We start from the raw sequence: 12,324 nt of genomic DNA on the forward strand, positions 1-12,324 counted from the left end.
TTCGCCGCTGTGCCGGATCAGCGCTTCGCCGCTGTGCCGGATCAGCGCTTCGCCGCTGTGCCGGATCAGCGCTTCGCCGCTGTGCGCTCCGCGATCCGCGCGAGCAGCCGCTTGTGCACCGTCGCCGGGAGCATGTCGGCGACGTCGCCGCCGTAGGTGGCGACCTCCTTGACGAGAGAGCTCGACAGGTAGCTGAAGGCCGGGTTGGTCGCGACGAACAGGGTGTCGACGCCGGTGAGCTTGTGGTTCATCTGCGCCATCTGCAGCTCGTAGTCGAAGTCGTTGGCGCCGCGCAGGCCCTTGACGATGGCCGTGATGCCGTGGGCACGTGCGTAGTCCACCAGCAGGCCCTGCCAGGAGTCGACGCGCACGTTGCCCAGGTGGGCGGTGGCTTCGGTGAGCATCTCGATGCGCTCGGGAACCGAGAACATTCCCTGCTTGTTGGGGTTGATCACGACGGTCACCGTCACTTCGTCGAACTGCACGGCAGTCCGAGAGATGACGTCGAGGTGGCCGTTGGTCACGGGATCGAACGAACCGGGGCAGACCGCACTGCTCATGAGTCCGAACCGTAGCAGGTAGCGATCTCGATCCGGGTCTCGCCGTACTTGCGAACGCGGTCCGGTTCGAGGGCCTGCGGCCACGCCGTCTCCGGCGAGCGGGAGGAGCGTTCGAGCACCACCACCGACCCCTCCCCCACCCAGCCCCCGTCGACGAGGGCGGTGAGCATCGCGGACACCGCCTGCTCGGTCACCGCGTACGGCGGATCGGCGACCACGAGGTCGTAGACCCGGTCCGGGGCACCGCCGAGCACGGCGGCGACCGGCGCAGCCCGCAGCACCGCCGGCAGACCGAGTTCGGTGATGTTGCGGCGGATCACGGCGGCGGCCTGCGCGTCGGACTCGACGAGCAAGGCGTGGGCGGCGCCCCGGGACAGCGCCTCGAGCCCGAGCGCGCCGGAGCCGGCGTACAGGTCCAGTACCGACGCGCCGTCGAGCTCCATCCGGGCCGTGAGCGAACTGAACAGCGCCTCGCGGACCCGCTCCGAGGTGGGCCGGGTCCCGCGGGGCGGCACCTTCAGGCGCCGCCCCCCGGCCCGGCCGGCCACGATCCGGGTCATCGCACCGTCCCGGAGAACCGTCCGATCACTCCGCGCTCTCCTCGGTGGACACGACGACCAGCAGGTCGCCGCCCTCCACCTGGGACACGCCGGCGAGGGCGACGCGGGTGACCACGCCGCCACGCGGAGCGGTGATCGCGGCCTCCATCTTCATCGCCTCGATGGTGGCGACGGTGTCACCGGCGGCGACGCGGTCGCCTTCGGCGACGAGGAGGGTCACGGCGCCGGCGAACGGCGCGGCGACGTGCCCGGGGTTGTTGCGGTCGGCCTTCTCCGCGGCCGGAACCTCGCTGGCGACGGACTTGTCGCGCACCGACACCGGGCGCAGCTGCCCGTTGAGGATGCACATCACGGTCCGGAAGCCGCGCTCGTCCGGCTCGGAGATCGCCTCCAGCCCGATCAGCAGCTCGACACCCTTGTCCAGGCGCACCCGGTGTTCCTCACCGCGGCGCAGACCGTAGAAGAACTGGTTGGCCGACAGCTCCGAGGTGTCGCCGTAGCGGTCCCGGTGCTCGAGGAACGCCTGGGTCGGGCCGGGGAACAGCAGCCGGTTCAAGGTGGTGCGCCGCTCGCTGGAGGTGTCGTCGAGCGCCTTCTCCTCCTCGGAGGTCAGCGGCACCTCGGGCTTGGGAGCGCCGCGGCCCTCGAGGGCCTTGGAGCGGAACGGCTCGGGCCACCCGCCGGGCGGGGTGCCGAGCTCGCCGCGCAGGAATCCGATCACCGAGTCCGGGATGTCGTAGCGGGCCGGGTCGGCCGCGAACTCGTCGCTGCCGACGCCGGAACCCACCAGGTGCAGGGCGAGGTCACCGACCACCTTCGACGAAGGGGTGACCTTGACCAGCCGGCCGAGCATCCGGTCGGCCGCGGCGTACTTGGCCTCGACCTCCTCGAACCGGTCGCCCAGCCCCAGTGCGATGGCCTGCTGCCGCAGGTTCGACAGCTGCCCGCCGGGGATCTCGTGGGTGTACACGCGGCCCGTGGGGGCGGGCAGTCCCGACTCGAACGGCGCGTACACCTTGCGCAGCGCCTCCCAGTACGGCTCGAGGTCGCACACGGCCTGCAGGTCCAGACCGGTGTCGTACTCCGAGTGCGCGGCCGCGGCGACGATCGCCGACAGCGCGGGCTGGCTGGTGGTGCCCGCCAGCGCGGCGGAGGCGCCGTCGACGGCGTCGGCGCCGGCCTGCCACGCCGCGAGGTACGTCGCGAGCTGACCGCCGGGGGTGTCGTGCGTGTGCACGTGCACCGGCAGGTCGAAGTTGCTGCGCAGCGCCGAGACCAGGGTGGCGGCCGCGGGTGCGCGCAGCAGCCCGGCCATGTCCTTGATCGCCAGCACGTGGGCGCCGGCCTCGACGATCTGCTCCGCCAGGCGCAGGTAGTAGTCGAGGGTGTAGAGCGTCTCGCCGGGATCGGACAGGTCCCCGGTGTAGGACATCGCGACCTCGGCCAGGGCGGTGCCGGTCTCGCGGACCGCGTCGATCGCCGGCCGCATCTGGTCGACGTTGTTCAGCGCGTCGAAGATGCGGAAGATGTCGATGCCGGTGTCGGTGGCCTCCCGCACGAACGCGCGGGTGACCATCTCCGGGTACGGGGTGTAGCCGACCGTGTTGCGTCCGCGCAGCAGCATCTGCAGGTTGATGTTCGGGATCGCCTCCCGCAGCGCCGCCAGACGCTCCCACGGGTCCTCGTGCAGGAACCGCAGCGCGACGTCGTAGGTGGCGCCGCCCCACGCCTCGATCGACAGCAGCTGCGGGGTCATCCGCGCGACGTGGCCGGCGACGGTAAGCAGGTCCTTGCTGCGCACGCGCGTCGCGAGCAGCGACTGGTGCGCGTCGCGGAAGGTGGTGTCGGTGACGGCGAGGGCCTTCTGCTCGCGCAGCGCCTTCGCGAAGCCGTCCGGGCCGAGGGCGAGCAGCCGCTGCCGCGAACCCTCCGGCGGGGCGACGTCGAGGTCGATCTTCGGCAGCTTGTCGTGCGGGTACACCGTCGTCGGGCGCTCGCCGTGCGGCTTGTTCACCGTCACGTCGGCGAGGTACTCGACGATCTTCGTGCCGCGGTCCGCGGAGGTCTTGGCGGTCAGCAGCTGCGGCCGCTCCTCGATGAACGACGTGGTGACGTTCCCGGCCCGGAAGTCCGGGTCGTCGAGCACGGCCTGCAGGAAGGGGATGTTCGTCGACACGCCGCGGATGCGGAACTCGGTGACCGCGCGGCGGGCGCGGGCGACGGCCGTGGGCAGGTCACGGCCGCGGGCCGTGAGCTTGACCAGCATCGAATCGAAGTGAGCGGAGACCTCGGCACCGACGGAGGTGCCGCCGTCGAGACGGATGCCGGCGCCGCCGGGCGTGCGGTAGGCGCTGATGCGGCCGGTGTCGGGCCGGAAGCCGTTGGCCGGATCCTCGGTGGTGATGCGGCACTGCAGCGCCGCCCCGCGGATCGCGACCTTGTCCTGCGACAGGCCCAGGTCGGTCAGCGACTCACCGGAGGCGATGCGCATCTGCGCCTGCACGAGGTCGACGTCGGTGATCTCCTCGGTGACCGTGTGCTCGACCTGGATCCGCGGGTTCATCTCGATGAAGACGTGGTTGCCGCGGGAATCGAGGAGGAACTCGACGGTGCCGGCGCAGCTGTAACCGATCTGCTTCGCGAACGCGACGGCGTCCGCGCAGATCCGCTCGCGCAGCTCGGGGGCGAGGTTCGGTGCCGGGGCCAGCTCGATGACCTTCTGGTGCCGGCGCTGCAGCGAGCAGTCCCGCTCGAACAGGTGCATCACATTGCCCTGGCCGTCGGCCAGGATCTGCACCTCGATGTGCCGGGGATCGACCACCGCCTGCTCGAGGAACACCGTGGGATCGCCGAACGCCGCGTCCGCCTCCCGGGACGCCGCCTCGATCGCCTCCCGCAGCTGGCCGCGCTCGGCCACGCGCCGCATGCCGCGCCCGCCGCCGCCGGCGACGGCCTTGACGAAGATCGGGAACTCCATGGACTCGGCAGCCGCGAGCAGCTGCTCGAGATCGGCCGACGGCTCCGACGACGCCAGCACCGGCAGACCCGCCGCCTTGGCCGCCGCGATCGCCCGCGCCTTGTTTCCGGTCAGCTCCAGCACGTGCGCCGACGGACCGATGAAGGTGATGCCCTCCGCCGCGCACGCCGCCGCCAGATCCGGGTTTTCGGACAGGAAACCGTAGCCGGGGTAGACCGCGTCGGCGCCGGACTTCTTCGCGGCGGCGACGATCTCCGCCACGGACAGGTACGCACGGACCGGATGCCCCTGCTCCCCGATCTGGTAGGCCTCGTCGGCCTTGAGCCGGTGCAGGGAATTGCGGTCCTCGTACGGAAACACCGCGACGGTCCCGGCACCCAGTTCATAGGCGGCACGGAACGCGCGGATCGCGATCTCGCCTCGGTTGGCGACAAGCACTTTGGAGAACATTGGACGACGGTACCGCGACGTAACACTCCGTTCGGCGTCCGCATCCCAGATCGTGGGACGGATGCACGTCTTTGTCCGACTGAAACGATGCAGGTCGAGGGATCTTTAACGTGCCGGAAACGTCGCGGGTGCGGCGGGCGTCACCTCACGACGGCGCCGCGCCCGGCGTGCGCGGAACGTAACCTCACGACTTCTCGAGGTACGCGACCCGTTCGGTATCGAGCGCGGCCGACACCATCCGGGCCAGTCCGGGGTGTTCCTCGAGCCGCGGATCGCGGTCGGTCACGGCGCGGGCGAAGGCCTGCGCGGCCTCGATGACCTCGACGTCGTCGACGAGCGAGAGCATCCGCAGAGTCGAGGTGGTGCCCGACTGGGCGACACCGAGCACGTCGCCCTCGCGGCGCTGCTGCAGGTCCAGCTGGGCGAGCGCGAATCCGTCGGTGGTCGCGGCGACGGCCTCGAGGCGGGCCATGGCGGGCGCGCCGGGCTTTGAATCCGACACGAGCAGGCACAGCCCAGGATGCCCGCCCCGGCCCACCCGGCCGCGCAGCTGGTGCAGCTGGCTGACCCCGAACCGGTCGGCGTCCACGATCACCATCACCGTCGCGTTGGGCACATCCACGCCGACTTCGACGACGGTGGTGCACACCAGCACGTCGATGTCCCCGGCGGCGAGGTCGCGCATCACCGCGTCCTTCTCGTCCGCGGGCAGTCGCCCGTGCAGCAGCCCGACCCTCAGGTGGGCCAGCGGTCCGCCCGCGAGCTCCTCGAACTGCTGGAGCACCGACTTCGTCTCAGGCGGCTTGCCCTTGCCCCCGCGCCCGCCGGTCGTCTCCGCCTCGTCGACGTCGATCAGATCGGCGTCCTCGTCGCTGTCGCCGTCGCCGATGCGCGAGCACACCACATACGCCTGCCGGCCCGCCGCGACCTCTTCGCCGATGCGTTCCCACGCACGCGCCACCCAGCTGGGATGCACCTTCGCCGCCACGACCCGGCTGGTGATGGGCGACCGGCCGCGGGGCAGTTCCCGCAATGTGGACACCTCGAGGTCACCGAGGACGGTCATCGCGATGGTGCGCGGGATGGGTGTCGCCGTCATGACCAGCACGTGCGGGCTGGCACCGTCGCGGCCGCGGTTGCGCAGCACGTCGCGCTGCTCCACGCCGAACCGGTGCTGTTCGTCGACGACGACGAGGCCGAGGTCGTAGAACTCGACGCCCTGCTGGATCAGCGCGTGGGTACCGATCACGAGCCCGGAGTCGCCGCTCACGATGTCGAGCAGGGCCTGCCGCTTGCGGGCCGCGCTCATCGATCCCGTCACGAGGGTGACCTTGGTGGCCAGCTCGTGGGCGGCGAGTTCGCCCGCCGCGGCGAGGTCGCCGAGCATCTTCGCCAGCGAGCGCGCATGCTGGGCGGCGAGCACCTCGGTCGGCGCGAGCAGCGCGCACTGGTGTCCCGCGTCGATGACCTGCAGCATCGCCCGCAGCGCCACGATCGTCTTGCCCGAGCCGACCTCGCCCTGCAGCAGCCGGTTCATCGGGTGCGATCCGGCGAGGTCCGCCGCGATCTCGTCGGCGACGGCGAGCTGCCCGGCGGTCAGTTCGAACGGCAGCCGGCGATCGAACTCGTCGGCGATACCGCCGCTGCGGCGCGGGCACGCCGGGGCCGTGCGCACCGCGACGTCGTGGCGGCGCCGGGCGAGGACGAGCTGCACCGCCGCGGCCTCGTCGAACCGCAGGCGCTCCCGGGCGGCGGTGACGTCGTCCCGGTCGTCGGGCAGGTGGATGCGGCGCAGCGCCTCGTCCAGCCCGATCAGGCCGTGCTCGCGACGCACCCACTCGGGCAGCGGGTCGTCGACGGTCTCGAGCTGATCGAGGATCTGCCGCACGCAGCGCATCACGGTCCACGACTCGACGTCGCGGGTGGCGGGGTACATCGGGATGAGGGCCCGGTCGAAGATCGACATGTCGATGCCGCCGTCGCCCTGGGCACTGCGGGCCAGGCCGGCGAGCGCGCCGGCGCCGCGCACCCGGGTGGGCCGCGGGGCCGCGCCACCGATCTCGGGGCCGCGGGGCTCGGGCAGGATGATGTAGCTCGGGTGGGCCAGGCTCCACTTGTCGCGGAAGTACTTGACGGTGCCGGAGAACATGCCGCGCACCCCGGGCTTGATGTTGTACTTGACCTTCTGCGGGTTGAAGAAGGTCACGTCGATCTTCTGCCGGTCCGATTCGAGCACGACGGCGAGCCGGGTGCCGGGCCGGCTCTTCATCCGCACCTCGTCGGCCTTGGCCACCCGCGCGATGATCGTCACGTGCTGGCCCTCGACCGGTTGCGAGTCGCCGAGCTCGGCGCCCTGGGTGGCGTACCGGTGGGGATAGTGGCGCAGCAGGTCCTCGACGGTGGTCATGCCGAACGAGTCGGCGAGTGCATCCGCGGTCTTGCGGCCGAGAAGATGATCGAGTCGGTCCGCGAGTGTCGCCACTGCCGTCCTCTCCGCTCCGATCGACGCCGGGGGGCCGACGTCCGACTGTTCCTGTGCCGGCTACTCCACACCGAGCTGCAGCAGGTCGCTGCGCTGTCCCCCGTGGTACACCAGCACCTCCACCTCGGGGTGGCGGTCGTTGACGTGCCGGGTCAGCCGCTCGGCGAGTCCGTCGGGCGCGTCGAAGCCGACGAGCATCGTCACGAGCTCTCCGCCCGCGGCGAGCACCTTGTCGAGCAGCGACGCTCCCGCCGTCACCAGATCATGCTCGATGACTACGACATCATGGCCCGAGAGGCCCAGGCTGTGCCCCGGCTCGCACGTTCCCACCCAGGTCAGGGCCCGCTCGTTCGCGATGCGCAGCGAACCCCACCGGGTCGCGGCGGCCGCTTCGGACATGGCGAAGGCGTCGTCGGCGGCGTCGCGGCCCGGGTCGTGCACCGCGAGCGACGCCAGTCCCTGCACCATCGACGAGCAGGGCAGGAACATCACCTCGCGCCGGTGGTCGCGGGCCGCCGCGCCGACCGCGACGAGTTCCTGGGCGGGCAGCGCCCCGTTGGGCAGGACCATCACGTCACGGCTGCCCAGCCGGCGGATCGCGTCGAGCAGGTGCCGGCGGGTGATCGGATCGTCCGCCCGCACGATCGCCGCGCCCTCGGCTTCGAACAGCTCCGCCGCCCCGTCGCCGGCCGCGACGGCGAGCACCGAGCGGCTTCCGGCTCCGGAAGCCACCGGGCCGACGCCGATCCGTTGCTGTGCTTCCAGCGCGAAGCACGTGACGGTGACCTGGTGCAGCCGCCCGGCCTCCAGGCCGGCCTCGACGGCGGCGCCCGCGTCGCAGCAGTGCACGTGCACGGACCAGGTGCCGGCGCCGTCGCCGACGACGGCGACCGAGTCCCCCAGGGCGTCGAGGCGGGTACGCAGGGTGTCCATGCGGGCGGTGTCGGAGCCCTCGACGAAGTACATGACCTCGAAGTCCTGATCGCCGCCGTGGCGGGGTCCGTGCCCGTTGTGCCCGCCACGCCGGGCGGGAGCGCCGGGCTTCGCCGTCGCGATCGGCGCCCGGTCCGGCCGCCGGCCCGACACCGTCTCGACGAACGCGTCGAGCAGCAGGAGCAGACCGAGGCCCCCTGCGTCGACGACGCCGGCCTCGGCCAGCACGTCGAGTTGCGCGGTGGTGCGCTGCAGGGCCTCGGCGGCGGCGTCGGCCGCTGCGGTCGCCACCGTCACGAGCGACCCGGAGCGGCCGGCCGCGTGCGCGCCGTCGGCGGCCGCGTGCAGCACGCTGACGATGGTGCCCTCGGCGGGGCAGCTGAGCGCGCGGGTGACGAGGTCGGCGGCGTGACGCCAGGCGCGCCCGAGTTCGGCGCCGTCGACGACCACGGCCCGGTCGAGGGCGTCGGCCAGGCCCCGCAGCATCTGCGCGAGGATGACACCGGAGTTGCCGCGGGCGCCGTGGAACGCGCCGCGCGCCAGGGCGCAGACGATCGTGGCGACGTCCTCGGCGTCCGCCGCGGAGGTGTCGAGTTCGGCCGCCGCGGAGCGCAGGGTGACGAGCAGGTTGGTACCGGTGTCCCCGTCGGGGACGGGGAAGACGTTGAGGCTGTTGATCTCGTCGCGGCGCTCGGCGAGCGCCCGCAACCCGAGATCCACCCATCGGCGCAGGGCAGTCCCGTCGACTGCTTCCCCGACCTCGAGCACCTGCTTCCCCCCTTCGCCACCACGCAACCGGTGACGCAAGGGTAGCGGTGCGCCCGTCGGACGGCCGGTTTGGCCATTGCCACCCCCACCCGCTACGCTTGCAGGGTTGCCTCGCACGGATGGCGGACGCCTCCTCGTGTTCGCAGGCCGACGAAGACACGAAAATATCCACTACTCACCAAGGAGTTCGCGACTATGGCTGCCGTCTGCGACGTATGCGCCAAGGGCCCCGGCTTCGGTAAGTCGGTCTCGCACTCGCACCGGCGTACCAACCGTCGTTGGAACCCGAACATCCAGAGCGTGCGCGCTCAGGTTGCCCCGGGCAACACGCGTAAGGTCAACGTGTGCACCTCCTGCCTCAAGGCGGGCAAGGTCGTTCGCGGCTGATCCCCGGTTCGGCATACGAGGCCCCGGCGTTGCGACGCCGGGGCCTCGTCGTGTTCCACCACCGTCGCCATGACCCCACACCCCACCGGCCGGAGCGACGGGTAGGGTGCCCCGGGTGACCGAATCAGTACTGTCCCACGTCCGCCTCGAGGACGGCGTGCTGCGCATCGCCGTGGCGACCGCCGAGCGCGGCACGTCCCTCTCCCCCGCGGGCCTGGCCCAGGGCATCGAGGCCCTGCGCACCGCCGGCTCCGAGGTCGGCGCCGTCCTGCTCGTCGGTGAGGGCGCCAACTTCTGCGCGGGCGGCGACGTCCGCGCCTTCGCCTCCGCGCCCGACCGCGGCGAGTTCGTCGGCGAGGTCGCACGCCTGTTCCACGACTTCGTCCGCGCCCTCGACGCGGCCCGCGTGCCCGTGGTGGCCGCCGTCCAGGGCTGGGCGGCGGGGGCGGGCATGAGCATCGTGCTGCACGCCGATATCGCGCTCGGCGGCCCCTCGACGAAGCTGCGGCCGGCCTACCCGTCGATCGGGTTCACGCCCGACGGCGGCATGTCGTGGACCCTGCCGCGCATCGTCGGGGTCGCCCGGGCGCGGGAGATCATCCTCACCGACTGTGTCCTGAACGCCGACGAGGCCGTGCGGCTCGGGGTGCTCAGCCGCCTCGTCGCCGACGACGAGGTGCCCGGCGAGGCGATGCGGGTGGCCCGCACCCTCGCGGCCGGTCCCACCGCGGCCTACGCCGGGATCCGGCAACTGCTCGCCAAGTCCGCGGGGCGGTCGCTGTCCGAGCAGCTCGACGCGGAGGCCGAGGCGATCGCGGCGGCCGCGAACGGTCCCACCGGCATCGAGGGTGTCGACGCGTTCGTCGAGAAGCGGCGCCCCGACTTCGAGTCGATCGACCGCGGCTGAGCCACGCCCGTTCAGGCCAGGCGCCAGTCCACCGGGTCCCCGCCCTGCTCGGCCAGCAGCGCGTTCGCGCGGCTGAAGGGGCGGGACCCGAAGAACCCGCGGGAGGCCGACAGCGGTGACGGGTGCGCCGACTTCACGGTGGGCACCTTGCCGAGCATCGGTTCGAGGGTGGCCGCGTCGCGGCCCCACAGGATCGCGACGAGCGGCGCGGTGCGGGCGACGAGCGCCCGGATCGCCTGCTCGGTCACGCTCTCCCAGCCCTTGCCCCGATGCGACGCCGGCTGACCGGGTTGCACCGTCAGGACGCGGTTGAGCAGCAGCACCCCCTGTGCCGACCACGGTGTGAGGTCACCGTTGGGTGGTGTCGGCAGGCCGAGGTCGTCGCTGTATTCGCGGTAGATGTTGGCCAGGCTGCGCGGCACCGGACGCACCTCCGGCGCGACCGAGAAGCTCAGTCCGACGGCGTGACCCGGCGTCGGATACGGGTCCTGGCCGACGATGAGCACCTTCACCCGGTCGAACGGCTGGGTGAAGGCCCGCAGCACGTTCGCGCCGGAGGGCAGGTAGCCGCGTCCGGCGGCGTTCTCGGCGCGCAGGAAGTCGCCCATCGCGGCGATGTCGGCGGCGACGGGAGCCAGTGCCCGCGCCCAGCCTTCCTCGACGATCTCCGGCAGGGGTCGTACAGCCATCGGTGGTGCCCGGCCCCTCAGTCGATCCTGCGCAGCGCGCCGCGGTAGTACTCGGCGTTCGCCGCGTACATCTTGGCGTTGGCGTCGACGTGGCCCTCCGGCACCTCGTAACCCTCCCGGATCTTCGCGGGTACGCCGATCGCCATGGACCGCGGCGGCACCTGGAACCGCGGGGCCACGAGCGCGCCGGCCGCGACGATCGCCCCGTCGCCGACGGCGGAGCCGTTGAGCACGAGCGAACCGGACCCGATCAGGCAGCCGTCGCCGATGGTGGAGCCTTCGATGTGGGCGTTGTGGCCGACCACGGTGCCGGCGCCGATGACGGTGGCGTCGACGGCGGTGCAGTGGATGATCGTCCCGTCCTGAATGTTGCTCTCGGCGCCGACGACGATCCGGCCGTAGTCACCGCGCAGGACCGCGGTGGGCCACACCGAGGCGCGGGCGCCGAGGGTGACGTTGCCGATGACCACCGCATCGGGGTGGACCCAGGCGTCGGGATGAATATCGGGCACACGGTCGCCGAGCGCATACACAGCCATGCCGTGAAACCTATCTCGAGAAGCTCTGCCAGCCTCCGGGACCCGGCCGGCCGTGGCCGTCGACGGTGACGCCGACGCCCTCGCGCACCGCGCCGACGGGCCGCCAGCCCGCGGGCAGCGGCACGTGCGGCGGGAAACACGCGGCAAGGGCGTGGTCCTCGCCGCCGGTGAGCACCCACTCCCACACGTCGACGCCGAGTTCCGCGGCGGCGGCCCGCAGCTCGGGGCCGGGCTCGAGCAGCTCGCGCGAGACGTCGATCGCGACGCCGGACGCGGCGGCGATGTGCCCGAGATCGGCGAGCAGGCCGTCGGAGATGTCGGTCGCGGCGTGGGCGCCGCCGGCCGCCGCCGCGGGTCCCGCGGCGTACGGGGGCGCCGGCACCTGGTGGGCGGCCACCAGGTCCGGGTGGCCGGCGAGGCCGGCGGTGAGCACGGCCAGCCCGGCGGCGGAGCGCCCGGTGGATCCGGCCAGCGCGACGGTGTCGCCGGGCCGGGCCGCAGACCGCAGGAGCGGCGCGCGCCCGTCGAGGTCGCCGAGGACGGTCACCGCGACGATCAGTTGCGACGCCTGCACCAGGTCGCCGCCGACGACGCCGGCGCCGAGCGCCTCCGCGGCCTCGCCGATCCCGGCGGAGACACCGTCGAGCACGTAGACCGGAGTGTCCGGCGGGCAGCCGAGCCCGACGAGGAAGGCGGTGGGGCGCGCGCCCATCGCGGCGATGTCGGCGCCGTTCTGGGCGACGGCCTTGCGCCCGACGTCGTGCGGGGTGGACCAGTCGAGCCGGAAGTGCCGGCCCTCGACGAGCATGTCCGTGGAGACGGCGACGCGCCCGTCGGCGGCGGCGACGAGGGCCGCATCGTGGCCCGGTCCGACGAGGGTGGTGGCGGGTTGGCGACGCCCGGCGACCGCGCGGTCGATCACGGGGAACTCGCCGAGGTCGGCGACGGTGGGGCCGGTGCGGTCGGGCGCGTTGATGCGGTCCTCCTGTTCGTGGGTCGGTGGGGTGCGGGCGTCAGTGGTCACGGTAGTTTCGACCACGCTACCGTCCCCGCAATTTCGAGAGATCATGAC

General features: G+C 72.5%; 10 protein-coding genes. 2 read left to right on the forward strand and 8 right to left on the reverse strand.

The features are described 5' to 3' along the window. Positions 1-65: 65 nt before the first annotated feature. From coaD to ACWPOB_RS19300, 5 genes are all read right to left on the reverse strand, one after another. The gene (coaD, locus tag ACWPOB_RS19280; protein WP_100058472.1) at positions 66-560 is read right to left on the reverse strand and encodes a pantetheine-phosphate adenylyltransferase; all 495 of its coding nucleotides are present in this window, start codon (positions 558-560) and stop codon (positions 66-68) included. Continuing rightward, a complete protein-coding gene (gene rsmD / locus ACWPOB_RS19285; protein ID WP_455401807.1) occupies positions 557-1,243 on the reverse strand; it encodes a 16S rRNA (guanine(966)-N(2))-methyltransferase RsmD in 687 nt (228 codons plus the stop codon). Before rsmD ends, coaD begins: the two co-directional genes overlap by 4 nt. Beyond that, positions 1,146-4,547, reverse strand: coding sequence for a pyruvate carboxylase (locus ACWPOB_RS19290; RefSeq protein WP_455401808.1), 3,402 nt, complete (start codon positions 4,545-4,547; stop codon positions 1,146-1,148). Before ACWPOB_RS19290 ends, rsmD begins: the two co-directional genes overlap by 98 nt. A gap of 184 nt (positions 4,548-4,731) precedes the next feature. After that, entirely contained in the window at positions 4,732-7,029 is a 2,298-nt protein-coding gene (gene recG / locus ACWPOB_RS19295) for an ATP-dependent DNA helicase RecG (RefSeq protein ID WP_455401809.1), read from the reverse strand. A 60-nt stretch (positions 7,030-7,089) separates the two neighbouring features. After that, a complete protein-coding gene (locus ACWPOB_RS19300) occupies positions 7,090-8,730 on the reverse strand; it encodes a DAK2 domain-containing protein (protein WP_455401810.1) in 1,641 nt (546 codons plus the stop codon). A 195-nt stretch (positions 8,731-8,925) separates the two neighbouring features. Here ACWPOB_RS19300 and rpmB point away from each other — a divergent pair, with 195 nt between their 5' ends. Both rpmB and ACWPOB_RS19310 read left to right on the forward strand, forming a co-directional pair. After that, on the forward strand, positions 8,926-9,117 hold the full coding sequence (rpmB, locus tag ACWPOB_RS19305) for a 50S ribosomal protein L28 (protein WP_003939060.1): 192 nt from the start codon (positions 8,926-8,928) through the stop codon (positions 9,115-9,117). A 115-nt stretch (positions 9,118-9,232) separates the two neighbouring features. Next, positions 9,233-10,024, forward strand: a complete 792-nt coding sequence (locus ACWPOB_RS19310; protein WP_455401811.1) for an enoyl-CoA hydratase-related protein — start codon at positions 9,233-9,235, stop codon at positions 10,022-10,024. Positions 10,025-10,035: 11 nt separating this feature from the next. Here the strand turns inward: ACWPOB_RS19310 and ACWPOB_RS19315 are convergent, their stop codons facing one another. The 3 genes from ACWPOB_RS19315 to ACWPOB_RS19325 are packed head-to-tail and all read right to left on the reverse strand — an operon-like array spanning position 10,036 to position 12,321. After that, positions 10,036-10,713 carry a uracil-DNA glycosylase gene (locus ACWPOB_RS19315; RefSeq protein ID WP_455401812.1) on the reverse strand — a complete coding sequence of 226 codons (678 nt, stop codon included), beginning with the start codon at positions 10,711-10,713 and terminating at the stop codon, positions 10,036-10,038. A gap of 17 nt (positions 10,714-10,730) precedes the next feature. After that, positions 10,731-11,252, reverse strand: coding sequence for a gamma carbonic anhydrase family protein (locus ACWPOB_RS19320; protein WP_100059030.1), 522 nt, complete (start codon positions 11,250-11,252; stop codon positions 10,731-10,733). A gap of 10 nt (positions 11,253-11,262) precedes the next feature. Continuing rightward, positions 11,263-12,321, reverse strand: a complete 1,059-nt coding sequence (locus tag ACWPOB_RS19325) for a thiamine-phosphate kinase (RefSeq protein WP_455401819.1) — start codon at positions 12,319-12,321, stop codon at positions 11,263-11,265. Between the last annotated feature and the right edge of the window lie 3 nt (positions 12,322-12,324).

The organism is Rhodococcus sp. 2H158 (assembly GCF_053764755.1).

What these genes read in the sequence shown, in the direction of transcription:
- ACWPOB_RS19320 (WP_100059030.1), bottom strand. Translation starts at nt 11,252, where the DNA reads ATGGCTGTGTATGCGCTCGGCGACCGTGTGCCCGATATTCATCCCGAC.
- ACWPOB_RS19325 (WP_455401819.1), bottom strand. Translation starts at nt 12,321, where the DNA reads ATGATCTCTCGAAATTGCGGGGACGGTAGCGTGGTCGAAACTACCGTG.
- coaD (WP_100058472.1), bottom strand. Translation starts at nt 560, where the DNA reads ATGAGCAGTGCGGTCTGCCCCGGTTCGTTCGATCCCGTGACCAACGGC.
- ACWPOB_RS19315 (WP_455401812.1), bottom strand. Translation starts at nt 10,713, where the DNA reads ATGGCTGTACGACCCCTGCCGGAGATCGTCGAGGAAGGCTGGGCGCGG.
- rpmB (WP_003939060.1), top strand. Translation starts at nt 8,926, where the DNA reads ATGGCTGCCGTCTGCGACGTATGCGCCAAGGGCCCCGGCTTCGGTAAG.
- ACWPOB_RS19290 (WP_455401808.1), bottom strand. Translation starts at nt 4,547, where the DNA reads ATGTTCTCCAAAGTGCTTGTCGCCAACCGAGGCGAGATCGCGATCCGC.